At 68.6% G+C, this 21,886-nt stretch carries 21 protein-coding genes; 13 read left to right on the top strand and 8 right to left on the bottom strand.

All coding sequences use genetic code 11. The annotated features are described in order from the left end of the window. Window positions 1–45 precede the first annotated feature (45 nt). Both EPL04_RS04035 and EPL04_RS04030 read right to left on the bottom strand, forming a co-directional pair. The gene (locus EPL04_RS04035) at window positions 46–1,860 is read right to left on the bottom strand and encodes a ribosome biogenesis/translation initiation ATPase RLI (protein WP_134669649.1); all 1,815 of its coding nucleotides are present in this window, start codon (window positions 1,858–1,860) and stop codon (window positions 46–48) included. A gap of 1 nt (window position 1,861) precedes the next feature. Continuing rightward, window positions 1,862–2,164 (bottom strand): EMC6-like membrane protein, encoded by a 303-nt coding sequence (locus EPL04_RS04030; RefSeq protein ID WP_134669647.1) that lies wholly within the window; start codon window positions 2,162–2,164, stop codon window positions 1,862–1,864. Window positions 2,165–2,707: 543 nt separating this feature from the next. Between EPL04_RS04030 and EPL04_RS04025 the strand changes: the two genes are divergently transcribed. Then, complete coding sequence (locus EPL04_RS04025) at window positions 2,708–2,989, top strand: MarR family transcriptional regulator (protein ID WP_134669700.1); 282 nt, start codon at window positions 2,708–2,710, stop codon at window positions 2,987–2,989. Between the two features lie 68 nt (window positions 2,990–3,057). On the opposite strand, the gene EPL04_RS04020 is transcribed toward EPL04_RS04025, so the two are convergent. Further along, the gene (locus tag EPL04_RS04020) at window positions 3,058–3,834 is read right to left on the bottom strand and encodes a TrmB family transcriptional regulator (RefSeq protein ID WP_134669645.1); all 777 of its coding nucleotides are present in this window, start codon (window positions 3,832–3,834) and stop codon (window positions 3,058–3,060) included. Between the two features lie 130 nt (window positions 3,835–3,964). On the opposite strand from EPL04_RS04020, the gene EPL04_RS04015 reads away from it, so the two are divergent. Further along, entirely contained in the window at window positions 3,965–6,643 is a 2,679-nt protein-coding gene (locus tag EPL04_RS04015; protein WP_134669643.1) for an efflux RND transporter permease subunit, read from the top strand. A 54-nt stretch (window positions 6,644–6,697) separates the two neighbouring features. On the opposite strand, the gene EPL04_RS04010 is transcribed toward EPL04_RS04015, so the two are convergent. After that, a complete protein-coding gene (locus EPL04_RS04010; protein WP_134669641.1) occupies window positions 6,698–8,551 on the bottom strand; it encodes a PINc/VapC family ATPase in 1,854 nt (617 codons plus the stop codon). Between the two features lie 146 nt (window positions 8,552–8,697). Between EPL04_RS04010 and EPL04_RS04005 the strand changes: the two genes are divergently transcribed. The 5 genes from EPL04_RS04005 (at window position 8,698) to EPL04_RS03985 (ending at window position 13,178) form a co-directional block, all read left to right on the top strand. Then, a complete protein-coding gene (locus EPL04_RS04005; protein ID WP_134669639.1) occupies window positions 8,698–9,267 on the top strand; it encodes a hypothetical protein in 570 nt (189 codons plus the stop codon). After that, window positions 9,264–9,893 carry a hypothetical protein gene (locus tag EPL04_RS04000; RefSeq protein ID WP_134669637.1) on the top strand — a complete coding sequence of 210 codons (630 nt, stop codon included), beginning with the start codon at window positions 9,264–9,266 and terminating at the stop codon, window positions 9,891–9,893. The genes EPL04_RS04005 and EPL04_RS04000 overlap by 4 nt, the downstream gene beginning before the upstream one ends. A gap of 211 nt (window positions 9,894–10,104) precedes the next feature. Beyond that, the gene (locus tag EPL04_RS03995) at window positions 10,105–10,404 is read left to right on the top strand and encodes a hypothetical protein (RefSeq protein ID WP_134669635.1); all 300 of its coding nucleotides are present in this window, start codon (window positions 10,105–10,107) and stop codon (window positions 10,402–10,404) included. A 73-nt stretch (window positions 10,405–10,477) separates the two neighbouring features. After that, window positions 10,478–11,557, top strand: a complete 1,080-nt coding sequence (locus EPL04_RS03990) for a M20 family metallopeptidase (protein ID WP_134669633.1) — start codon at window positions 10,478–10,480, stop codon at window positions 11,555–11,557. 88 nt (window positions 11,558–11,645) lie between these two features. Beyond that, window positions 11,646–13,178: a carboxypeptidase M32 gene (locus EPL04_RS03985; protein WP_134669631.1), complete on the top strand. Its 1,533-nt coding sequence runs from the start codon at window positions 11,646–11,648 to the stop codon at window positions 13,176–13,178. Window positions 13,179–13,202: 24 nt separating this feature from the next. Here EPL04_RS03985 and EPL04_RS03980 read toward each other — a convergent pair whose 3' ends face one another. Beyond that, a complete protein-coding gene (locus tag EPL04_RS03980; protein ID WP_134669629.1) occupies window positions 13,203–13,778 on the bottom strand; it encodes a hypothetical protein in 576 nt (191 codons plus the stop codon). 287 nt (window positions 13,779–14,065) lie between these two features. On the opposite strand from EPL04_RS03980, the gene EPL04_RS03975 reads away from it, so the two are divergent. Continuing rightward, a complete protein-coding gene (locus EPL04_RS03975; protein ID WP_134669627.1) occupies window positions 14,066–14,245 on the top strand; it encodes an HVO_0416 family zinc finger protein in 180 nt (59 codons plus the stop codon). A gap of 7 nt (window positions 14,246–14,252) precedes the next feature. Here the strand turns inward: EPL04_RS03975 and EPL04_RS03970 are convergent, their stop codons facing one another. After that, window positions 14,253–15,143 (bottom strand): DMT family transporter, encoded by an 891-nt coding sequence (locus tag EPL04_RS03970; RefSeq protein WP_134669625.1) that lies wholly within the window; start codon window positions 15,141–15,143, stop codon window positions 14,253–14,255. Window positions 15,144–15,270: 127 nt separating this feature from the next. On the opposite strand from EPL04_RS03970, the gene EPL04_RS18615 reads away from it, so the two are divergent. The 4 genes from EPL04_RS18615 (at window position 15,271) to EPL04_RS03955 (ending at window position 19,812) form a co-directional block, all read left to right on the top strand. Then, complete coding sequence (locus tag EPL04_RS18615; protein ID WP_167599405.1) at window positions 15,271–15,432, top strand: DUF7563 family protein; 162 nt, start codon at window positions 15,271–15,273, stop codon at window positions 15,430–15,432. 122 nt (window positions 15,433–15,554) lie between these two features. Continuing rightward, window positions 15,555–17,390 carry a UvrD-helicase domain-containing protein gene (locus tag EPL04_RS03965; RefSeq protein ID WP_134669623.1) on the top strand — a complete coding sequence of 612 codons (1,836 nt, stop codon included), beginning with the start codon at window positions 15,555–15,557 and terminating at the stop codon, window positions 17,388–17,390. Window positions 17,391–17,701: 311 nt separating this feature from the next. Continuing rightward, a complete protein-coding gene (locus EPL04_RS03960; protein ID WP_134669621.1) occupies window positions 17,702–19,156 on the top strand; it encodes an APC family permease in 1,455 nt (484 codons plus the stop codon). A 2-nt stretch (window positions 19,157–19,158) separates the two neighbouring features. Further along, window positions 19,159–19,812: a potassium channel family protein gene (locus EPL04_RS03955; protein ID WP_134669619.1), complete on the top strand. Its 654-nt coding sequence runs from the start codon at window positions 19,159–19,161 to the stop codon at window positions 19,810–19,812. Window positions 19,813–19,841: 29 nt separating this feature from the next. Here EPL04_RS03955 and EPL04_RS03950 read toward each other — a convergent pair whose 3' ends face one another. Further along, window positions 19,842–20,087, bottom strand: a complete 246-nt coding sequence (locus EPL04_RS03950; RefSeq protein WP_134669617.1) for a DUF7533 family protein — start codon at window positions 20,085–20,087, stop codon at window positions 19,842–19,844. A 161-nt stretch (window positions 20,088–20,248) separates the two neighbouring features. Between EPL04_RS03950 and EPL04_RS03945 the strand changes: the two genes are divergently transcribed. Then, the gene (locus EPL04_RS03945; protein ID WP_134669615.1) at window positions 20,249–20,851 is read left to right on the top strand and encodes a riboflavin synthase; all 603 of its coding nucleotides are present in this window, start codon (window positions 20,249–20,251) and stop codon (window positions 20,849–20,851) included. 7 nt (window positions 20,852–20,858) lie between these two features. On the opposite strand, the gene EPL04_RS03940 is transcribed toward EPL04_RS03945, so the two are convergent. Continuing rightward, window positions 20,859–21,878 (bottom strand): PrsW family intramembrane metalloprotease, encoded by a 1,020-nt coding sequence (locus EPL04_RS03940; protein ID WP_134669613.1) that lies wholly within the window; start codon window positions 21,876–21,878, stop codon window positions 20,859–20,861. Between the last annotated feature and the right edge of the window lie 8 nt (window positions 21,879–21,886).

The following is a 21,886-nucleotide window of genomic DNA, read 5'->3' as shown; positions in this document are numbered from 1 at the left end:
AATCATTCGGTTCTCCGGTCGGGGTCGGAATCGGTCGGCCGCCGTTCAGGGCGCGTAGTAGTACTCGCCCTGCTTTTTTTGCTCGCGGTCGAGCTGGCTCCCCGGCTTGTTGATGCGCGGGCGACCGACGTTCTCGTCGCGGCGGAACGTGACGTCGAGGTTCGAGAGGAAGTCGTTCATCCCCGCACGCATCCCGGTTGGCGCGCTCGCGCGACCCCGGACCGCCGGCTCGCCGTCGAAGACCATCAGTCGGTCGGCGAGCAGGTCGATCATGTAGATGTCGTGGTCGACCACCAGCACGGTGGCGTCCTGCTGTTCGGCGAACCGCCGAATGGCGGTGGTCGCTCGCACCCGCTGTTCGACGTCGAGGTACGCCGAGGGCTCGTCGAGCAGGTAGAGGTCGGCCGACTTCGACAGGCAGGCCGCGATCGCGACCCGCTGGCGCTCGCCGCCCGAGAGGTCGGTGAGGTTCTGCTCCATGATGCGATCGAGCTGGAGCGGCTTGGCGATCTCGGTCTCCCAGTAGGAGGAGCCGACTCGGTCGGTGATCGAGCGCATGAACGCGTCGACCCGCATCGGCTGGTCGATCTCGATGTACTGGGGCTTGTAGGCGATGTCGAGGCTGAAATCGAGCGCGTCTCCGTCCGGTTCGAGCCGGCCCGCCAACAGCTTCGCGAACGTCGACTTGCCGATGCCGTTCGGGCCGACGATCCCCAGCACTTCGTTCTCTCGGATCGCCCCGCCCTCGACGTCGAGGCTGAACTCGCCGTCGCCGTAGGACTTGCGGAGGTCGGGGTACTCCACGAGGGTGTCGGCGCGACTCACCTGCCGGGGCGCGTGCTCCTCGAACTCGATGGGGTCGGGCCGGATGCGCATGTTCTCGTTGTCGAGATACCCCTTGAGGTACTCGTTGATGCCGTTCCGGACCGACTTGGGGTCGGTGATGACCCCGTACGCGCCGGGCTCACCGTACGCGACGTGGAGGTTGTCGGCGACCAGATCGAGGATGGCGAGGTCGTGTTCGACGACCAGCATCGACTTGCCGTGCTCGTTGGCCATCTCCTGAATCAGTCGGGCGGCCGCCACCCGCTGGCTGATGTCGAGGTACGGCGTGATCTCGTCGACGAAGTAGAAGTCGGCCTCGCGGGCCAGACACGCCACCAGCGCGACCCGCTGGAGCTCCCCGCCCGAGAGGCTGTCGATGTCCTGATCCATGACGTGCTCGATCTCGAGGCGTTCGAGCAGGTCGTCGAGCACGCCTCGCTCGTCGGTGTTCTCCAGTAGCTCCGCGGTGGGGCCGTCGAACTGATCGGGGATCTTGTCGACGTACTGGGGCTTTCGCGCGACGGTCACGTCGCCGTCCCGGACCGCGGTGAGGTAGTCCTGAAGCTCGGTCCCGCGGTAGGCATCGAGCACCGCCTCCCAGCCCGGCGGGTCGGCGTGGTCGCCGAGGTTGGGCGCGAGTTCGCCCGCCAGAATCCGGACCGCGGTCGTCTTCCCGATGCCGTTCGGCCCGAGGATGCCCGTGACCTGTCCCTCGATCGGGACCGGCAGGCCGTACAGCGAGAAGGCGTTCTCGCCGTAGCGGTGGACCGGCTCGTCCTGAAGCTCTTGGGGGAGGTTGATGATCTCGATGGCGTCGAACGGGCACTTCTCGACGCAGATGCCGCAGGTCTCGCCCAGACAGATCTCCTCGCTGATGTGGACCTGATCGGGCTGGCCCTCCTCGGCGTCCTCGCCCCGGAGCGTGATGCACTCCTTGCCCGTCCGGTTCGGCGGACAGTAGTTCTTGCACTCGTAGCTACAGCGATCGGGTTGACACCGTTCGAGGTCTACGACGGCGATGCTGTCGTCGGCCATGCTAGAAGGTGACGTTGTTGGTCAGCAGGATGGTCCAGCTCACGAACCAGAGCGAGAACGTCATGAACACCACGTAGAGGTGGTCTTTGGTGGAGAAGTCCCCCACGTCGATGCCCAGCACTTTCAGGACCGGGTACTGGGCGACGACGAGCGCGCCCACGATGCCCAGCCCTAGCGTGTCTGTCGCCTCCATCCCGAGGACCGTCGCGGAGACGAACGCCGCGACGACGCCCGCGAGCGTGGCGACGGCCGTCACCGTCACTCCGCGGAGATGAGAGGCCCGCCGTTCGGATGCGGTAGCCATACGGGTGAATGGGGGACGCGTCTTGAAAAACCCAGCCTTTCCCCACGACCTTTTGCTTCGGGCGCGCCACGAGCGCCGCGCCCTTGCAAAAGCTCGATCAAAACCCTTCGGGCCTCCCGTTGGTCGGCCCTTGGGCCGCTCGCTCGGGCTTCGCCCTCGCTCGCGGGACGATAGCCGGTGCGCGACTGCACGGCAACCGCCTCAGCACCGTCCCGCACTGCCCCGCATCCGCTCTGCACTGCCCCGCAACCGTCCCGCACTGCCCCGCATCCGCCCTGCACTGCCCCGCAACCGTCCCGCACTGCCCCGCAACCGTCCCGCACTGCCCCGCATCCGCCCCGCACTACCCCGCATCCGCCTCGGCACCGCCCCACCACAGTCTCCGACCGCTACGCCATGCTACCGGCGGACCGGGACTGCTATCGCGGGGCTTCTTCCGGTCGCTGGCGCCCTACGCCCCGAACTTTTTACCGTGTCGAGGCGACGATCCGTGCGGGTCGTTCTCAATACTTTTATGGCATTCGCGTGTTTCGAAACGTAATGATGGTATCCCAGTCCGAGCGAGAGGACATCGACGAACTTCCGCCGAGTGCGAAGCTGGTTTTCAAGGTGCTCGAGTACAAGGGCGCGCTGACCCAGAAACAGATCGTCGAGGAGTCGATGCTGTCGGCTCGAACCGTCCGCTACGCCCTCGAACGGCTCGAAGAGCTCGAGGTCGTACAGGAGGACGTCTACTTCGCCGACGCACGACAGAACCTCTACGAGATCGACGTGAGCCAAGAGACCGCGCCGGAGGCGGCCGACGCCCAGACGTGCGCGGAGTGACCGATCGTCGCTGACTCGTTTTCGAGGCGACGCCGGCCCGTCCGCGCGTCTCGTCTCACCCGCGGTAACTACTCGGCGCCGGGGTACTCGCCCTCGAACCCGGACTGCATCCCGGCGTGGATGAACTCCGCGAGAATGCGTCCGATTCTGGTGTCGGCAGTCCAGAGTGCCGTCTCCTCGAACGGCTCGCCCCCGTCGTCGGTCCGGACCGACAGCAGGACGGTGGCGTCGTCGACGAGGAGCGTCCGCCCGGTGAACCCCCGCGTCCGATCCGGGGGCGCCACCACGACCCGGACCGGGGCGTCGGCGAACCGCCGTTCGACCACCCGTTCCTGCGTGACCACCACGACCGGGATCCCGGCGGCGGCTCGCTCGCGGAGCGCGGCCTCGACGTCCTCCGAGAGCAGGTCGGCGTCGCCCGCGATCAACACGACCTGCTCGCTCGCGCGCTCGACCAGCGCCGCGACGCGCTCGTGGACCGCGTGGCGCCCGTGGAGCGTCGAGACGTCGCCCTCGTCGGTCCGGTCGGCGCGCTCGTTGCGCACCGATTCGAGGTTCTCGAACGCCCGTTCGTGCTCGCGTTCGATCCGGCTCCGGAGCTGTTCGCGCGCCGCGTCGAGGCTCACCGGGCGGTAGCGCTTTGGCGAGGACTCGACCACCTCCACCAGCCCCCGCTCGGCGAGGTCGTCGGCCGCGCCGTACACCTGCGATCGGGGGACCTCGGAGGTCTCGCTCACCTCCTGGGAGGTCCCGGTGCCGAGCCGCTGGAGCGCCACGAACACCCTCGCCTCGTAGTTCGACAGGCCGAGTTGCTTCAGCGCCGCCACCGCGTCGTGTGCGCTCATTCCAGTCGGGAGAGAGAGGCTCCCGGCAGTAAGTGGTTTCGAGTGGCGTCGCGGCCGGGCGCTCGGAGCGTCACGGCTATTGTATATTTCTACAACCTTTTATAATAGCGGGCCGATTGGACGGGTAGAGATGGACCTCGCCGAACGCTACGCAGGCGCGATCGCGCGCCACAGCAAACTGGTGATCGCGGTGTTGCTCGTCGCCACCGCCGTCGTCGGCTACGGCGCCGGCGGCATCGAGGGCGGTCTGACGATCGCGAGCTTCGGCGGCGACTCGACCGAGGCCCAGAAGCTCGAGTACGTCCGGGAGAACTTCTCGACCGGCGAGACGAACGCGACCGCGATGCAGGTGGTGGTCCGGGGCGACGACGTGCTCTCGAAGCAGTCGCTGATCGAGACGCTCCGGCTCCAACAGCGCCTCCGGGCGAACGAGACGGTCAACGCCACCCTCCGGACGGAGGCGCCGACCGCCGGGTTGTCGAACCTCGTCGCCGTCGAGGCGCTCCGAGGAGAGCGGGCCGACTCCGCCGGGAACCGCACCGAGTCGAGCGCGACCGGCGCCGACGCCCGGGCGGCCGCCGGCCCGCCGACGCTCGACGAACAGCTCGCCCAACTGGAGTCGATGTCCGAGGCCGAGGTCGAGCGCGCGGTGCTCGCGGTCCTCGACCCCGACCGGCCCGCGTCGGGACCGACCGACCCCTTCTCGCTGGTCGCGACCGACTACGAGCCCGGGAGCACGACCGCCACCGCCCGCGTGCTGTTCGTGTTCCAGACCGCCGAGTCCGGCGGGGACTCGCTGTCAGACGACGTGGTGGCCGGCCAGCTCGCCACCCGCGACCTCGCCGAGGAGACCGTCGAATCGACCGACTCGTTCGTCTTCGGCGCCGGCATCGTCGACGAGGTGTCCGGGCAGGCCACCGGCGAGAGCTTCGCGCTCATCACGCCCGTCGCGTTCGCCATCGTGCTCGTCGTGCTGTTCGTCGCGTACCGCGACCCCTTCGACGTGGCGCTTGGCCTGTTCGGGACCCTCCTCGTCCTCGTCTGGATGGGCGGGTTCATGGGGTGGGCCGGGATCGGCGTCACCCAGATCCTCATCGCGGTGCCGTTCCTCCTCATCGGGCTCTCGATCGACTATGCGCTCCACGTCGTGATGCGGTATCGCGAGGCCCGCGAGGAGACCGACGGGCCGGGATCGGCCGCCGACGCGTCCGACCGGTCGCCCGCCGCGGCGATGCGGACGGGGCTCGCGGGCGTGGCGGTCGCGCTCGCGGCGACGACGTTCACCACCGCGGTCGGGTTCCTCTCGAACCTCGTGAGCCCGATCGGCTCGATCCGGGAGTTCGGGCTGGTGAGCGCGGTCGGGATCGTCTCGGCGTTCGTCGTGTTCGCGGCGCTCGTCCCGGCGCTCAAGCTCGAACTCGACGGCCTTCTCGAGCGGATCGGCCTCGACCGCCGCCGGTCGGCGTTCGGGACCGGCGAGACGCGGATCAACCGCGTGCTCGGGCTCGGGACGACCGTCGCGCGCCGCGCCCCGATCGCGGTCGTCGCGATCGCGCTGGTGGTGAGCGCCGGGGGCGGCTACGCCGCGACCGACATCGACACCTCGCTGAATCAGGTCGACTTCCTGCCTCGGGACTCCCCCGAGTGGATGGACTCGCTCCCCGAGCCGTTCCGGCCGGGCGACTACGAACTCCGGGAGAACGTCGTCTTCCTCAACGACGCGTTCGTCCAGACCCGCGACGCCTCGCGGGCCGAGATCCTCGTCGAGGGGCCGGTCACCTCGCCCGACACCCTCGACCGGCTCGCGGCGGGCCGGGCGTCGGTCGCCGACAGCTCGACCGCCGTCACGCTCGGGAACGGTCGGCCGAGCGTCGACGGCCCGCTGGCGCTGCTCGAACGCACCGCGCCAGCCAACGAGACGGTCGCGGCCGTCGTCGCCGAGAACGACGACGACGGCGACGGGGTCCCCGATCGGAACCTCGCGGCGGTGTACGACGCGGTGTACGCGGCGGCTCCTCAGGAGGCCGCCGGCGTCATTCAGCGCGAGTGCGTTGGGTCCGAGACACAACGGGACGGTCGAGCGGCGGAGTCGCGAGCCGACTGCGAGTACCGCGCGCTCAGGCTCTCGGTCTCGATCCGGGGCGGCTCGGACACCGGCGTCGTGACCGACGAGATGCGGGCGGCGGCCGCCGCCGTCGAGGCCGACACCGACCTCCGGGTCACCGCGACCGGCCAGCCGATCGTGACCGAACTGGTCCAGCGGGGACTGCTCCGGACGCTGGTCGAGACGTTCCTCATCACGCTCGGCGTCATCGTCGCGTTCCTCACGACGATCTTCTACCGGCGGTACGGCACCCTCGCGCTCGGCGCGATCACGATGGTGCCGGTCGTGTTCGCGCTGAGCTGGATCCTCGGGGTGATGTACCTCCTCGACATCTCGTTCAACAGCGAGACCGCGATCATCGCGGGCATCGCCATCGGCATCGGGGTCGACTACGCGGTCCACATCAGCGAGCGCTTCCTCGACGAACTCGGGGGCGCGCCCTCGGCGGTCGCCGCGCTCGAAACCACGGTCGCGGGGACCGGCGGCGCGTTGCTCGCGAGCGCGGTCACGACCGCCGCGGGGTTCGGCGTGCTGTTGCTCGCGCTGGTCCCCTCCCTCCAGCGGTTCGGGCTGGTGACCGGCACCTCGATCGCGTTCGCGTTCGTCTCCAGCGTGGTCGTCCTCCCGAGCCTGCTGGTGCTGTGGTCGCGGTACTCGGGCGTCGCGACGGCGCTCCGGGAGGAGACGCCGGCCGCGGGCGACTGACGGCGCTCCGAATCGGCGATTCGAGAAGACGTGACGACGTGGTCGCGACCGTCTCTACGCGCCCGACACCGTGATGGCGCGCTCCCGATCGATGGCTCGCTCTAGCTCCTCGGCGATGGCGCTCCCCCGCGAGACCTGAATGTCGCCGCCGCGGCCGACCGTCGCGGTGAACAGGTACTCGCCGTCGGCCTGCACCTCGACGGTCTCGCCGGCGTGGCCCTCGGTCGGGATGACGATGTGGCGGGAGGTGATCTCCGGCGTGACGACGTTGCCCTGCGGTCCGCCCGCGCCGCCGGCCCCGGCGGTCCCCGACGAGGACACCGACTGGGGCTTCTCGTCGTGGGTCCGGACGTCGATGTCGATGCCGAGTCGGTTCTCGATGTCCTCGATCCGGCCGCCGCCCTTCCCGATGACGTAGGAGATGTCGTCGTCGGTGACGTACACCGTCGCGCGGTTCTGGCCCTGCACCTCGACGTCGACCCGGCCGCGGGCGACCGACTGGATCTCGCGCTCGATCTCCTGGCGCGCGAGCTTCGAGACGCCGCTCTCCTCGCGCTCGCCCTCGTTGAGCGGGACGGTGACGACCTGCCGATTGAACGTGTAGATCTCGTACTCGGGCCGGCCGGTCTCGAAGTCCTCGATCACGATCACCGGGCGGGCCAGATCCTCCTCCATCAGCCCCTCGGGCACCTTCACCTGCGTCGAAACGTCGTACACCTTCTCGACCTCCCCGGCCTCGATGTAGACGACGGTGTCGACGATCTGGGGGATCATCCCGAGTTCGACCCGACCGATGAGCCGCTGGAGCGCGTCGATGGCGCGGGTGGCGTGGACCACCCCGACCATCCCGACGCCCGCGAGCCGCATGTCCGAGAACACCTCGAAGTCGTCGGTCTTCCGGACCTCGTCGTAGATGGTGTAGTCGGGCCGGACCATCAAAAGCGAGTCGGCGGTCTTCTCCATCTCGCCGGCGAGCTCGGTGTACTGGGTGATCTCGGGACCGACCTGGAGGTCGCGGGGTTTCTCCATCGTCTTGACCGCGAAGCCGTGGTCCGCGAGGAACTCCCCGACCGCCTGGGCGAACGTCGACTTGCCTGCCCCGGGCGCCCCAGAGACGAGGACGCCGCGCTGGTGGTCGAGCAGTCGGTCTTTGAGCTCGGCGGCGAACTCGTAGTCCTCCATGTCGGTCTTGACGATCGGCCGGACCGCGGTGATCTCCCACGCGTCCGAGAACGGCGGCTCCGAGATCGCGATCCGGTAGTCCCGAAACTGGACGATCGTCATCCCGCGCTCGTCGAGTTCGATGAACCCCTCGGAGCTCTGCTTTGCGCTCTCGATTATCTCCTGGGCGTGGTCCTTGAGCGTCGACTCGTCGAGGACGTCCTCGCCGATCGCGGTGTACTCCATCTCGCCGACGTCGCCGCGCTTGGCCATCGGCTCGACGCCGACCTTGAGGTGGACGCTCATCGTCGAGTCGTCGAAGAACTCCTCGATCGAGAGGTCCCCGATCTCGCGGGTCTTGGGCGCGATGTACTCGACGTCGAGCCCCTTCGCCCGTGCGACCTCGCTCTGGACGCTGTCGCTCGTGACGAAGGTGGCCTCGCGTTCGGCCGCGAGTTCGCGGATGAGCGCGTCGATCTCGCCCTCGCTTGCGGCGTCGGCCTCGCCCGGGTCGGGGCGGTCGCCGACGTACTCCAGGCCGATCTCGCCCTCGTCGGCGAGGTCCGCGAGCCGCTGGAGCTCGCCGAGCCCGTCCCACCCGCTGTCTTGGCCCCGGTTGGCCTGCGCCTCGAGCTCGGCGACGACCGCCTCCGGGATGAGGACCGTCGCGCCGTCGAACTCGCCGTCCGAGACGCGCTCGGAGACGCGCCCGTCGATGACGACGCTCGTGTCCGGTAGTACGTTCATGTCTCCTCGTTGGACGGGCGCGCTGATAAGGATGTTCAACGCGCGGGGATTCGGCGATCCCCGGCCACCGGGGTGGGTCGCGCTCGGGCGCTCGTGTGGCCCGGTCGTGCCTCATCGCTTACGTGAGTGGAGGCCGAACGCGTCGTATGAGCACTCGCAGTTCGTTGCTGTCGGACGGCCGCACCAACGCCGCTGTCGCGTGGGCGCTGGTCGGCGTGCTGGCGCTCACCGCCGGCGAGAACCTGCTCGACGCCGATATCCTGTGGGCGGGGTTCGCGGTCGCGGCGGTCGCGCTGGTCGCGGCCCCCGCCGCGCTCTCGCGGGACTGGGCGGTGATGGCGCCGTGGGAGGTCGTCGCCCTGGTGGCGTTGCCGGTCGCGGTCAGGTCGCTCGCGACCGGCCGCCTGTTGCAGGTGGCGACGTACCTCTCGGTGGCGGCGCTGGCGCTCCTGCTCGCGGTCGAGTTAGACGCCTTCTCCGGCGTCGAGATGACGCCGAGCTTCGCGGTCGGCTTCGTGGTGATGACCACGATGGCGGCCGCCGGGACGTGGGCGGTGGCCCAGTGGTACGCCGACCGGCTGTTAGGGACGGCGTTTCTGGGGGCCCCCGACGCGCTGATGTGGGACCTCGTGTTCGCCTCGGCGACCGGGGTCGTCGCCGGCGTGATCTTCGAGGTGTACTTTCACCGGCGGTCGCCCGGGGGTGGGTCGGCGTGAGCCTGACCGAGGCGTTCGGCCTCGGCGAGCGCCGCCAACAGCACCTCGTCCACCTCCTGCAGATCGGGCTCGCCGGTATCGTCGCCTACAGCCTGTTTCGGGCCAAGTTCGGGCTCGTGATCAACGCCGGAGTTCCGCTCGCGATCACGTTCCTGCCCGCGGTGCTGGCCCGGGACACTCACGTCTCGATGGACGCCGGGCTCGCGCTCTGGATCACTCTCGCTGTGTTCGTCCACGCGCTCGGGTCGCTCGGGGTCTACCAGTGGTTCCCGTGGTACGACCAGTTCGCGCACGCCCTCTCGTCGTCGGTGGTCGCGGGCGTGGGCTACGCCGTCATCACGGCGTTCGACCGCCACTCGGAGTCGGTGGAGTTCCCCCCGGAGTTCGTCTCCGTGTTCCTGTTCGTGTTCGTGATGGCGTTCGGCGTTCTCTGGGAGATCCTGGAGTTCACCACCGGGCTCGTCTCGGGGATGGTCGGCGGCGAGGCGGTGCTGGCCCAGTACGGGATGAGCGACATCATCTACGACCTCGTGTTCAATCAGGTCGGCGCGATCATCGTCGCGGCGTGGGGCCACTCCCGGCTGTCGGGGGTGAGCCGGGACCTCTCCCGGGAACTCGACGAGTAGCTACTCCGACCAGGTGTCCAGTCCGGTGAGCACGAACACCCCAGCGCGACGAGCAACTGACCGGCAAGCGCCTCCAGCCCGGCGATGGCGCGCGACCGCCCCGACCGGCCGGCCGTCGCCGTACCCCAGCGTGGCGAAGTCGCGGTCGGTCTGTTGGTTCGAGCCGGTCGGGCCGCTACGCCTTTTTGGCCGGGCGCCGTCGAGGTCGGGCGTGATCGACCGACAGGCGATCCACGACGAGATCTACCGGATCCGCGAGGAGACCGACGCCAGCCGCGAGGTGCGCCAGAGCCTCCAGTCCATCGAGCGGTCGCTCTCGGGGATGGAATCCGACGAGGAGGCGCCCGGCGCGTCCCCCGATCGGCTCGAAGAGATACGGGCCCAGATCGACCGGCTCGCCGCCGACGCGGAGGGCGAGACCGCGTCCGAACTGGAGCGACTCCGGGCGCAGGTCCGGGACGTCGAGCGCGAAGAGCGCGCCGACGACTCCGAGGCGGGCGACGAGCGGTGACCGCGACCCGACCGCGAGCCACCGGACTGCCACTTCCCTCGAAGTCAAGTCGGCGGGCGCCCACGCTCCGGCCATGAGCGAACTCACAGACCTGACCCGCGAACTGGTCACAATCCCGAGCCACGACGACGAGACCGAGGCGGGCGACGCCATCGAGGCGTGGCTCCGCGAGGAGACCGACGCCGACGTGACCCGCGACGCCGTCGGCAACGTGATCGCCCGCAAGGGCGCGGGCGAGTCGTCGCTCGCGCTGGTCGGCCACCACGACGTGGTGGCGCCGGCCGACTCTCAGACGACCGCCGACGGCGAGTACGTCGTCGAGGAGCGCGACGGTCGGCTCTACGGCCGGGGGACCGCCGACATGAAGGGCGCGGTCGCGGCCGCGATGCTCGCGTTTAGGGATGGGACTCCGTCGGGCGAACTCGTCTTCGCCAGCTTCGTCGGCGAGGAGACCGGCGGCGAGGGCGCGCGCGGGGCCATCGACGCCGGCTTCGCGCCCGACTACGCCATCGTGGGCGAGGGCTCGACCGGCTACTCGGCGCCGGGAGTCACCGACGTGGCGGTCGCCCACAAGGGCCGGCGCGCGAGCGTCGTCACCGCCGCGGGCGCGGCCGCCCACGCCAGCGAGCCCGAGGCGGGCGAGAACGCGATCTACCGCGCCACCGACGCCGTCGACGAGATCCGAGAGCTGTCGTTTCCCGCGACCGAGGTGTTCGGCGAGCGGGTCAGCGGGAGCCTCGCGGTCACGGAGATCGACGGCGGGAGCGGGTGGAACGTGATCCCCGAAGCCTGCGAGGTCACCGTCGACGAGCGGACCGTCCCGGGCGAGCGCGCGGACCTCGGACGGGTCGAGGCGATCGAGGGCGTCGAGTGGACCGTCGAGCAGGACCTCCCGCCGATGGAGTGCGACGACGAGGCGTTCGCCGAGACGGTGCTCGCGGCCGCCCGGAGCGCGCAGGACGACGATCCCGAGCTGGTGACCAAACCCCACGCGACCGACGCGGGGTGGCTCGACGAGGCGGGCACGACCTGCGTGGTCTGTGGCGCGTCCGAGCCCGGCGAGGCCCACACGAAAGACGAGAGCGCGAGCGTCGCCGTACTGGAGCGGTGCTACGAGATCTACCGGGACGCGGCCGAGCGGTTCGGGGCGTAACGGGACGCGCGGTCCGGGGCGCGGTCGGTCGGAGCCTTTCGGACCGGAACCCCCGATTTGATATTTACTGACACGCTAGTCGGCGTCGATGGCAAGCGAAGCCGCCACAGACGAGGCGTCCGAGACGTACACCGAGTTCATCGAGAAGGTACAGCGACTCAGCAACGTCGGGCAGGCCGCCGGCGTGCTCGCGTGGGATCAGGAGGTCATGATGCCCGAGGGCGGCACGCCCGCCCGGTCCAAACAGCGTTCGACCCTCTCGTCGCTGAGCCACGAACTGCTCACGTCCGAGGAGATGGCCGACCTGCTCGACGAGCTCGAAGCCGAGTCGCTCGCCCCCGAGCGCGAGGCCGTCGTCCGAGAGATCCGGCGCAAGCACGACCGGGCGGCGAAGGTGCCCCAGGAGCTCGTCGAGGAGATCTCGGAGGTCTCCTCGGAAGCGATGCCGGTCTGGCAGGAGGCCCGTGAGGACGACGACTTCGAGGCGTTCGCGCCCACCCTCGAGAAGCTGGTCGAGCTCAAGCGCGAGTACGCCGAGCACATCGACCCCGACCGAGACCCCTACGAGGTGCTGTTCGAGGAGTACGAGCCGTATCTCGGCGTCGAGACCGCCGAGGAGGTCCTCCAGCGACTTCGCGACGAGCTCGTCCCGCTCGTCGAGGCGGTCCGGGAGAGCGACGCCGACCTCGCCACCGACACCTTCGAGGGCGAGTTCGACACCGACGTCCAGGAGGAGCTGACCCGAGACGTGCTCGACACGCTGGGGTACGACTGGGACCACGGCCGGCTCGACACCGCGCCCCACCCGTTCTCGACGGGCAATCAGTTCGACGCCCGGGTCACCACGCGGTTCAACGAGGAAGACCCGCTGGGCGCGCTGATGAGCACGATCCACGAGTTCGGCCACGCCACCTACACGCTCGGGCTCCCCCGCGAGGCGTACGGGACGCCGCTGGGCGAGTCCCGGGACATGACCGTCCACGAGTCCCAGTCGCGGCTCTGGGAGAACCACGTCGGGCGCTCGGCGGCGTTCTGGGAGCGGTTCCTCCCCAAAGTTCAGGATCGGTTCCCCGACCGGCTCGGCGACGCGTCGGTCGAGGACGTCTACGAGGCCGCAAACGAGGTGTACGAGGACAACCTCATCCGGGTCGAGGCCGACGAGCTCACCTACCACATGCACATCGTGGTCCGGTTCGAGATCGAACGCGACCTGGTCCGGGGCGACCTCGACGTCGAGGACGTGCCCGAGGTCTGGAACGACAAGTACGAGGAGTATCTGGGCGTTCGCCCCGACTCCGACGCCGAGGGCTGTCTGCAGGACATCCACTGGAGCCACGGCGACTTCGGCTACTTCCCGACCTACTCGCTCGGGAGCGTGCTCGCGGCCCAACTCTACGACAGCGCCGCCGACGACATCGACGGCCTCGACGAGAAGATCGCGGCCGGCGAGTTCGAACCGCTCCACGACTGGCTGACCGAGAACGTCCACCGACACGGCTCGCGGTACACCACCGACGACCTCGTCCGACAGGCGACCGGCGAGGGCTACACCGCCGACTACTTCCTCGACTACGTCAAATCGAAGTACGGCGCCCTCTACGAACTCGACGACTACCAGTAGCCGCCGGCAAGCGCCCTCGCGGGTTCACCCGTTTCCGACCGCGTCTCTCAGTCGCTCGGCGGCCTCGCGGTCCGACACCCGAACGAGCAGGCGTCCGTCCCACTCGCCGTCCGCCATGGCGGCGGCGAGGTCGCGGCCCAACGTCGCGGTCTGGACGCGCTCGCCGTCGAGGTAGGTGCGGATCTCGTGGGCGCCGGGGTCGTCGAACGCGCCGGCACGTTCGAGTCCGTCGGTGAATGCCGCGGCCCCGTCGTCGGTCAGCGTCATCCGGACCTGATAGCCGCCCTGTCGCGATTGCTCGACGTCGCCGACGCTCGCGACGTCCGTGCCCGTGAGGAGTTCGCGTTCCCCGTCGCTCTCCGAGACAGCGATCCGAAACCGATCACCCGGGCCGTCGACCGTCGATTCGCTCGCGGAGTCGGTTTCGGTTCCACCGTCGGCGGTCTCGGTTTCGGAGTCGGTCGGCTCGGTCCCGGCGTCGACCGCCTCGCGGACGGACGCGTAGTCTAGACAGCCAGCACCGCCGACCAGCGCGAGCGACCCCGTCGCGAGCACTCGTCTCCGAGCGGGCGAGTCGGGTGTGTTCGTTCGCGAGGGCATACAAGGCGTTTTCCCGCGGCCCCGCTTAATATTTTGTCAAAAATACTATTGGCTCGGCGCGAAGCCCCGCGGGTATGCCAGACGGACGTTTCTCGCGGCGGCGTCCGCCGGCGTCTCGCTCGCCGCCTGTACTGCGACGCCCTGATCTCGCCGGAAAACGCCGATTAAGCCGGCCCTACGATCGGTGACAGGTGCGATCTGTGGAGAAATCAGCTGTTGCGTATATATAGTTGGAACGTTGTCACACCGATACGGTTATATGCGTGGTGTGCGTTAGCACACCCTGTATGGCGACCGCACCGACCGGCGACGACGACCTCTTCGATCAGTTCCTCTCCGAGCGCGGACACGAAACCGAGAGCGTCGGCTGGGATCAGGACTATAACAAAAAGCAGTGTCCGGAGTGTGGCGGACTCCACGAGTCGGCGGCCAGCGAGTGTTCGGTCTGCGGGTGGCGACCGCAGTAGGCGGTCGCTACAGCGCGGTTATCAGTCCAGCGCCCACGACGATCAGCACCGCGCCCGCCACCACGCCGCGGGTGACCCGCTCTAGGTCTCGTAGCAGGAACGCCGCGAACACGGTGGTGAACAGGGGCGCGGTCCCGGCCAGCGGGTCGACGATCGCGACCGGCCCGCGGTCGAACGCCTCGAACAGCGAGAGCAACGCGACCGCGGTGACGGTCCCGCTGATCGCGAAGTAGCCGTAGGTCCGGCGCGGCGCGCCGAAGACGTCCCGGCGGCCCTTCGCGAGACCGTAGGCCGCGAGTCCGATCAGCGCCGCGGTCTCGTTGATCGTGACCGCCTGCAGGGTGGTCGCCGGCGTCGTCGTCAGCCCGAACCGCCGGACGACGTTCCCGAACGCGAACAGCCCGGCGGCCGCCACCGGGTAGAGGAGTTCGCGGCGCTCCCAGCCGCCGATGTCCCCGCCCTCCGCGAGCGCGAGCGAGACCAGCCCCGCGACCAGCACGAGGATGCCGAGCGCGGTCGGGAGCGTCACGGGCTCGCCGAGCCACGCGAACGCGAGCACGGTCGCGAACAGCGGCCGGGCGCTGATGCCCGCGCTGTTGACGCTCGCTCCGACCTTGTCGACGCCCGTGAACGTCGCGAGCCGTCCGAGCGCGGTCCCGACCAGCCCGGCCGCGGCGAACACGCCCACCGTCGCCGCCGAGAGGCCGGCCGCGGGCCGGCCGCCGGTAAGCGCGAGCAACGCGACCCAGTAGATGGCGGTGTCGACCGCGACGACCACCAGCGACGCCTGGAGCGAGGAGCCTCCGGCCGCCATGCCGCGCTTGGAGACGATCGGACTGAACCCCCACAACACCGCCGGTACCAGCGCGAGCGCGATCACGTCCGGAGCGGGAGTCATCGTCGGCCTCTGGGGTCTCCGCCGGCTTATAATGGCGGGTCGCGACAAAACTGAACAGCGAACGTATCCGAATCGAACGAGTGTCGACAGAAATATATTGTAAGATTTCCGTACCTCCACAGGAGAAATGCCCGAGTGTCAGAACTGCGGCTCGTTCGTCACTGACGCCTACGCGCGGGTGTTCACGCCACGCGGCGTCGACGAGCCACGAGTGTGTCCGGAGTGCGAGGACAAGATCCGAGACGGCAGCGAGGTCCGCGAGGCGAGGTCGCCGCGCAACCCCTCTTGAACGCCGGTTTCGGCCGCTCTCCCTGTAGACTGGCCCGTCCGGCGAGCAGGACGCTCGCGGGCCGACGTCCGCGGCGCCGATTCACCTCCCTTTATGAGTGCGGGGCCCATGGGATTCCTGTAATGAGCCACGACACGGAGGACCACGTCACCCGTCTCTTCGGCGGCCCGGGGAGCGGGAAGACGACCGAACTCCTCGACCGGGTCGAGGACATCCTCGACCGTGAGGACGTCGGCGTCAACGATATTCTGCTGGTCTCGTACACTCGCGCGGCCGCCAACGAGGTCCGCGAGCGACTCGCCGAGCGCCGGGACATCAACCCCCGGTCGCTCCAGGGGACCGTCTGTACGATGCACGCGAAGGCCTACGAACTGCTCGACCTCTCGCGCAACGACGTCGTCGACGAGTCCGACAAGAAAGAGTACTGCGAGGACTACGGCATCGAGTTCGAAGACGAGTACAGCGGCGCGGGCCGGCGGACCGCCCGCTCGACCACGCTCGGTAACAAGATCATCGCCACCAGCCAGTGGCTCCAGCGCACCAGTCGGGACGTCTCGGACTGGTACGACGTCCCCTTCCAGTGGAACGACGAGGAGGTCCGGCTCCCGCCGGACATCGACCCCAACGCCCAGGAGGGCAACAAGTACACGCCGACGTGGCCGAGCGACGACGACCGCCTCGACGTGCCCGAGGCCATCCGCGGGTGGCGCAACTACAAGGGCGAACACGACCTCGTCGGGTTCGCGGACATGCTCGAACGGGTCCAACAGCGCTCGCTGCTCCCGAACGTCGACTATCTGGTGATCGACGAGTTCCAGGACATCACCAGCCTCCAGTACGACGTCTACGAGGAGTGGAAGCCCCACATGGAGCAGGTGTTGATCGCGGGCGACGACGACCAGGTCGTCTACGCCTGGCAGGGCGCCGACCCCGGCCTGCTGCTCGACGAGGGCGGCAACGACGTCATCCTCGACACCTCCTACCGACTGCCCTCCGAGATTCTGGAGGTCGTCCAGCAGGAGGTCAGCCACATCGACCACCGCCAGGAGAAGAACCTCTCGCCCCGCAAGCAGGGCGGCACCGTCGAGCAGATCGACAGCCCCTCGATGCTCGATCTGGTGCGCAACGTCCGGTACACCGTCGAGGAACACGACGGGACCCTGATGTTGCTGTTCCGGGCGCGCTACCAGATGTTCCGGTTCATCGACGAGTTCATCGACGAGGGCATCCCGTTCCGGTGTCTGACCGACCAGCGGATGTGGACCGACCGGCTCACCCAGTACGTCCGGGCGGTCGAGAACGTCGAGGCCGACGAGCCGATCACGGGTCTGCAGGCCCGCCGGCTCGCCGACATGCTTCAGGACTCGGCGTTCGGGAGCAACGAGCGCGACGAACTGTTCGACGCGATCGACGAGCGCAAGGAGGCCGCCGACACCGACGACCTCGAGGAGATCGAACTCGATCCCGACTTCGTGACCGAGTACGCGCCGTTCATGCCCGGCCCGGCCGCGGCCGCCGACATGGTACGGAAAGTCACCAGCTTCCAGAAGAACTCGATGCGGGGCTACTTCGGCGGCGACTACGAGGACGTGCCCGAAGACCGGGTCCGCGTGGGCACCATCCACTCCGCGAAGGGTCGGGAGGCCGACCACGTCTTCGTCGCCACCGATCTGACCGAGAAGGTCGTCGAGCAGATGGCCGCCACCGTCGACGAGGCGGAGGTGCCCGACGACATCGAGTTCACCTCGACGACCGACCCCGTGCCGACGCTGACCGACAACGAGCGGCGGGTGTTCTACGTCGGGATGTCTCGGGCCCGCGAGCGCCTCGTCGTGATGGAGAACCTCGTCAGCGGCGCGCCGACCCTTCCGATCGACGTACTGCTGTACAACGAGCGCAACGAGAAGACCGTCGAGGAGGTGCTGAACGAGATGGAAGACCCGCCCGCCCAAGACTGAGTCTTCGACCGAGACGGTCGGTGAGACGGGGCGCTCGCGTGCGAACGCTCGCCTCCCGCGTCCGACGCGCCGAGAGCGGCAGTCGAGTGCTTTTATTAGAGTTCGCCTCAGGCTTCGGTACGAAGCGTGACTGTATCGTGTTTACGGCGATGGGTTCGTACCGCCGGTGGCGTTTCCAGTTCGGGACGATCGCCCGCGGATTCAGCCCCTCGATCGGGTACGGAGAACACACACGTCTCGGATACGGGGCTCGGCGAGAGGACCACCCGCGACGAGAACGCCCCGACACGTCGCCGATCGAGGGGTGACCGATGAGCGGTCACGATAACCGCTCGCCCGAGGCGGAACTCGGGCTCCTCGACGCGACGATGATCGGGATGGGCGCCATGATCGGCGCCGGTATCTTCGTGTTGACCGGCCTGGCCGCCGAGATAGCCGGACCGGCGGCGCTGCTCGTGTTCGTGCTCAACGGGGTCGTGACCGCGTTCACCGGACTCTCGTACGCGGAGCTCGCGTCGGCGATCCCGAAAAGCGGCGGCGGGTACGCGTTCGTCCGCGAGATCTTCGACGACCTCCCCTCGTTTCTGATGGGGTGGATGCTCTGGTTCGCCTACATGATCGCCGGCGCGCTGTACGCGCTTGGATTCGCGCCGAATTTCCTCGAACTGCTCCACGTCTACGAGCTCGTGCCCCCGCCAGAACAGATCGGGTCGATCGCAGTTCCCGTCGTCGACGCCGGCGTTTCGGCGGGCTTCGGTCTCGCGTTCGGGGCGGTCCTGTTACTCGTGGCGCTGAACGCCGCGTCGACCGCCGCCAGCGGCAGTGTCGAGACCATCTTCACCGCCACGAAGGTCAGCATCCTCGTCGTCTTCGTGGCCTTCGGTGCGACCTCGCCGATGTTCTCGGGCGCGGAGTTCCAGCCGCTTTTCTCCGCCGGGTCGGGACCGAGCGCCGTCCTGCCCGCGATGGGGCTCACGTTCATCGCCTTCGAGGGGTACGACCTCATCACGACGGTGACCGAGGAGGTCGAGAACCCCCGCCAGAACATCCCGAAGGCCATCTTCGCCAGCTTGGCCGTGACGATCCTCGTCTACGTGACGGTGGTCACGGTCGCCATCGGGACGCTGGGCGCTCAGGGGCTCGCCGAAGCCGGCGAGGCCGGCATCGCCGAGGCCGCCACGGAGTTCATGCCGACCGGTCTGCCGATCATCCAGAACGGCGGTGCACTGATCGTCTTCGGCGCGGTCTTCTCGACGCTGACCGCGCTGAACGCCGTGGTGATCGCCTCCTCGCGGGTGGCGTTCTCGATGGGTCGGGAGGGACAGCTCCTCCCGAGGTTCGGCCAGCTCCACCACCGCTACGGGACGCCCTTCGTGGCGATTCTCGCGAGCGGGGTCGTGATGCTCGGATCGGTGGTTCTGCCGACTCAGAGCGCGGGAAACATGTCGAGCCTCTTTTTCCTGCTCTCGTTTATCGTCGTCAACGGCGCCGTGATCAAACTCCGCCGAGAACGACCGTCCATGAACCGCCCCTACGAGGTTCCGTACTACCCGATCCCGCCACTCATGGGCATCGGACTCAATCTGCTGTTGACCGTCGTGCTCGTGGTGTTCCTCGTGCGGACGGACCCGATGGCGCTCGTCCTCAGCGTCGGGTGGATGCTGCTCGGCGGCGTCGCGTACGTGGCGCTCGACCGGGTTCGTGCGATGCAGGGCGCCGATACCGAACCGACTTCGACCACGATGACCTCCCAAGAACGTGATTGATAATGACAGGAAATCTCGACGTCATCATCGCGGGCGGCGGACGCGTTGGCTTCCAGACAGCGGCCCTTCTGGCTAACCGCGGCGACAACGTGACGATAATCGAACGCGACGGAGACACCGTCGAGGACCTCGCGGATGCGTGGGTCGCGACGGTCATCGCGGGTGACGCGACCGATCCCACTATCCTCGAACAGGCAGACGTCGCGGGCGCCGACGTCGTCGCCGGACTCACCGGCCTGACCGGGCTCAACCTCGCGGTCTGTATGGCGGCGACGGAGATGAACCCGGACGTCCGAACCGTCGCGCGGGTCGAACGTGAGGCGGGCGACGCCTACACGCGGTTCGTCGACGCCGTGGTCTTTCCCGAACGGGCCGGCGCGAAAGTGGCCGCCGACGAGATCACCGGGAGCGACATTCGGACGCTCGTCGACGTGACCGCGTCGCTCGACATCATGCAGATTCGCGTCGAGGAAGACGCCCCGGCCGCCCGAAAGGACCTCAGCGAAGTTCGGTTCCCGGCCGGGACGCTGGTCATCTCCGACGAGGACGGCGAGCGAGTCGCTCGCTCGGACACGACGCTCACGCCGGGCAAGAGCTACGTCGTCGCGGTCGAACCCGAGGTCGTCGACGAGGTGTTGAACCTCATGCGGGGGTAGGTTTCGGAGCGCTTCGCACCGACAGGGGGTCACTCCTCGTCGTCGGGCGTCTTCGCGACCTTTCCGAGCGTCTTCTGAGCGACCGACCCCGGCACGTCGCCGGGGGTCGTCAGATACTCCTCCAGCGCGACCATCAGGGCCGCGACGCCGACGAACGCCGCGCCGACGGCCGTCTGGCCCGCCAACAGCTTCTCGACGCCGAGCAGCCCCACCGGGAGGGCCAACACGAGCGTCCCCGCGAGCTGTATCGTGGCGATGATACCCGGTTTGCTCATCACCACCTCCTTGCTCGCGGGCCGATAAAAACCCGCGGCTCGCGGGCGCCCCTGGCGGGACGTCGGCCGCCAGCGCCACCCTCGGCTTCGCGCCTGCGACCGGGCCGTCACGCCGCCGGACTCCGGAACCCTTTTCATCCGCTCGCCGCCACGAATCTGGTATGTTTACCGGAATCGTTGAGGAGTCGGGCGAGGTGCGTGAGGTCACCGTGACAGAGGAGGGCCGTCGGCTCCGGATCGCGGGCGAGACGGTCGCGGCCGACCTACAGCGAGGGCAAAGCGTGAGCGTCAGCGGGGTCTGTCTCACCGTCGAGGACCACGACCCCGGGTGGTTCGAGGTGTTTCTGGCGAGCGAGACGGTCGAGAAGACGTATCTGGGCGCGGTCGAGGCCGGCGACCCGGTGAACCTCGAACGCGCGATGCCCGCCGACGGGCGGTTCGACGGCCACGTCGTACAGGGACACGTCGACGGGACCGTGACCGTCGGGGCGGTCAGACAGGTCGGCGAAGACTGGGAGTACGAGTTCGACCTCCCCGCCGATCTGGGCAAGTACGTCGTCGACAAGGGGTCGGTCGCGGTCGACGGGATCAGCCTCACGGTGGCCGACCGCGACGAGGAGTCGTTCTCGGTCGCGATCATCCCCGAGACCCGCGCGGTGACGAACCTCTCGGAGAAAGAGCCGGGCGACCCGGTCCACCTCGAAGTCGACGTGATCGCGAAGTACGCCGAGCGACTCCTCGCGGACTCGGGGCTCGGCGACTGATCGGGCCTCACTCCGACTCGCGCTCGACCGACTCGGCGTCGGCGTCCTCGAAGCTGACCCGCCGGCCCATGTCCGTCTGCTTGTACGCGCTCCGGTAGCGCGCGATCTTCCGGTAAAGGAGGTAGCCGAACACGCCGTCGTAGACCGCGATGAACCCGAGAAACGCGAGCCCGGTCGAGATTTCGAGGCCCGCGAGATCGACGATCGCGGGGAGGTAGGTCACCGCGGTGTTGTACGTCGCGTGGATGAACGTCGCGATGAGCAGCCCCTTCACCACGATGGGGCCGGCGTTCTCGCGGTTGAACTTCGCCAGCCCGAGGTAGTAGCCCGCGAACGCCGAGTAGATGACGTGGCCCGGCCCGGCTAGCAGTCGGCTCGCGGCGGTCTGGGTCGCGCCCGCGATGGCCTGCGAGCCGATGGTCGAGGTCTGTCCGATGCCCTGTGTGATGTAGATGGCGTTCTCGATGGTCGCGAAGCCCAGCCCCGCCATCGCGCCGTACACAGCACCGTCGATGACCGCGTCGAAGCGGTCGTCCCGGAACGCGTAGAGCCGGATCGCGAGCCACTTCACCGTCTCCTCGACCGGCCCGACGACGAGGTAGAAAAAAAGCGCCATCCCGACGACCGGCACGACCGTCACGACGCTCGCGATGGTGTTGACGATGGCCGCGAACCCCGCGAACAGCACGCCGAGCAGGAACGTCCCGACTAGCAGCGCGAGCGGTTCGGATGTCGTCACGTCCGCGTACCAGATGTAGGCCGCCAGCGCGAACGCCGGCACCACCGACAGCAAGACCAGCGTCCCGATGATCGGGTCCCTGACCGCCGCGAGCCCGGTCAGGTAGAACTGGACCCCGAGGATCACGAGCGCGACGACGACGAGACCGACCCGCGTCGACGCGTGGAGCCCCCGGTAGACGCCCGTCGAGAGCCAGTCGAGTCGACTGCGATTCTCCCACGTAGCGACGTCGTAGAGGTCCGCGGAGTCGGTCGCGCCCTCTTCTACCGGATCGCGTTCTGAGCCCATTGGGCGGT

Origin of the sequence: Halorussus marinus, from assembly GCF_004521895.1 — an archaeon.
GTDB lineage: Archaea > Halobacteriota > Halobacteria > Halobacteriales > Haladaptataceae > Halorussus > Halorussus marinus.
The sequence above is the reverse complement of the archived record's forward strand: the minus strand, read 5'-3'. Positions and strand labels throughout refer to the sequence as shown.

What these genes read in the sequence shown, in the direction of transcription:
- EPL04_RS04035 (WP_134669649.1), bottom strand. Translation starts at nt 1,860, where the DNA reads ATGGCCGACGACAGCATCGCCGTCGTAGACCTCGAACGGTGTCAACCC.
- EPL04_RS04030 (WP_134669647.1), bottom strand. Translation starts at nt 2,164, where the DNA reads ATGGCTACCGCATCCGAACGGCGGGCCTCTCATCTCCGCGGAGTGACG.
- EPL04_RS04025 (WP_134669700.1), top strand. Translation starts at nt 2,708, where the DNA reads ATGGTATCCCAGTCCGAGCGAGAGGACATCGACGAACTTCCGCCGAGT.
- EPL04_RS04020 (WP_134669645.1), bottom strand. Translation starts at nt 3,834, where the DNA reads ATGAGCGCACACGACGCGGTGGCGGCGCTGAAGCAACTCGGCCTGTCG.
- EPL04_RS04015 (WP_134669643.1), top strand. Translation starts at nt 3,965, where the DNA reads ATGGACCTCGCCGAACGCTACGCAGGCGCGATCGCGCGCCACAGCAAA.
- EPL04_RS04010 (WP_134669641.1), bottom strand. Translation starts at nt 8,551, where the DNA reads ATGAACGTACTACCGGACACGAGCGTCGTCATCGACGGGCGCGTCTCC.
- EPL04_RS04005 (WP_134669639.1), top strand. Translation starts at nt 8,698, where the DNA reads ATGAGCACTCGCAGTTCGTTGCTGTCGGACGGCCGCACCAACGCCGCT.
- EPL04_RS03990 (WP_134669633.1), top strand. Translation starts at nt 10,478, where the DNA reads ATGAGCGAACTCACAGACCTGACCCGCGAACTGGTCACAATCCCGAGC.
- EPL04_RS03985 (WP_134669631.1), top strand. Translation starts at nt 11,646, where the DNA reads ATGGCAAGCGAAGCCGCCACAGACGAGGCGTCCGAGACGTACACCGAG.
- EPL04_RS03980 (WP_134669629.1), bottom strand. Translation starts at nt 13,778, where the DNA reads ATGCCCTCGCGAACGAACACACCCGACTCGCCCGCTCGGAGACGAGTG.
- EPL04_RS03975 (WP_134669627.1), top strand. Translation starts at nt 14,066, where the DNA reads ATGGCGACCGCACCGACCGGCGACGACGACCTCTTCGATCAGTTCCTC.
- EPL04_RS03970 (WP_134669625.1), bottom strand. Translation starts at nt 15,143, where the DNA reads ATGACTCCCGCTCCGGACGTGATCGCGCTCGCGCTGGTACCGGCGGTG.
- EPL04_RS18615 (WP_167599405.1), top strand. Translation starts at nt 15,271, where the DNA reads ATGCCCGAGTGTCAGAACTGCGGCTCGTTCGTCACTGACGCCTACGCG.
- EPL04_RS03965 (WP_134669623.1), top strand. Translation starts at nt 15,555, where the DNA reads ATGAGCCACGACACGGAGGACCACGTCACCCGTCTCTTCGGCGGCCCG.
- EPL04_RS03960 (WP_134669621.1), top strand. Translation starts at nt 17,702, where the DNA reads ATGAGCGGTCACGATAACCGCTCGCCCGAGGCGGAACTCGGGCTCCTC.
- EPL04_RS03955 (WP_134669619.1), top strand. Translation starts at nt 19,159, where the DNA reads ATGACAGGAAATCTCGACGTCATCATCGCGGGCGGCGGACGCGTTGGC.
- EPL04_RS03950 (WP_134669617.1), bottom strand. Translation starts at nt 20,087, where the DNA reads ATGAGCAAACCGGGTATCATCGCCACGATACAGCTCGCGGGGACGCTC.
- EPL04_RS03945 (WP_134669615.1), top strand. Translation starts at nt 20,249, where the DNA reads ATGTTTACCGGAATCGTTGAGGAGTCGGGCGAGGTGCGTGAGGTCACC.
- EPL04_RS03940 (WP_134669613.1), bottom strand. Translation starts at nt 21,878, where the DNA reads ATGGGCTCAGAACGCGATCCGGTAGAAGAGGGCGCGACCGACTCCGCG.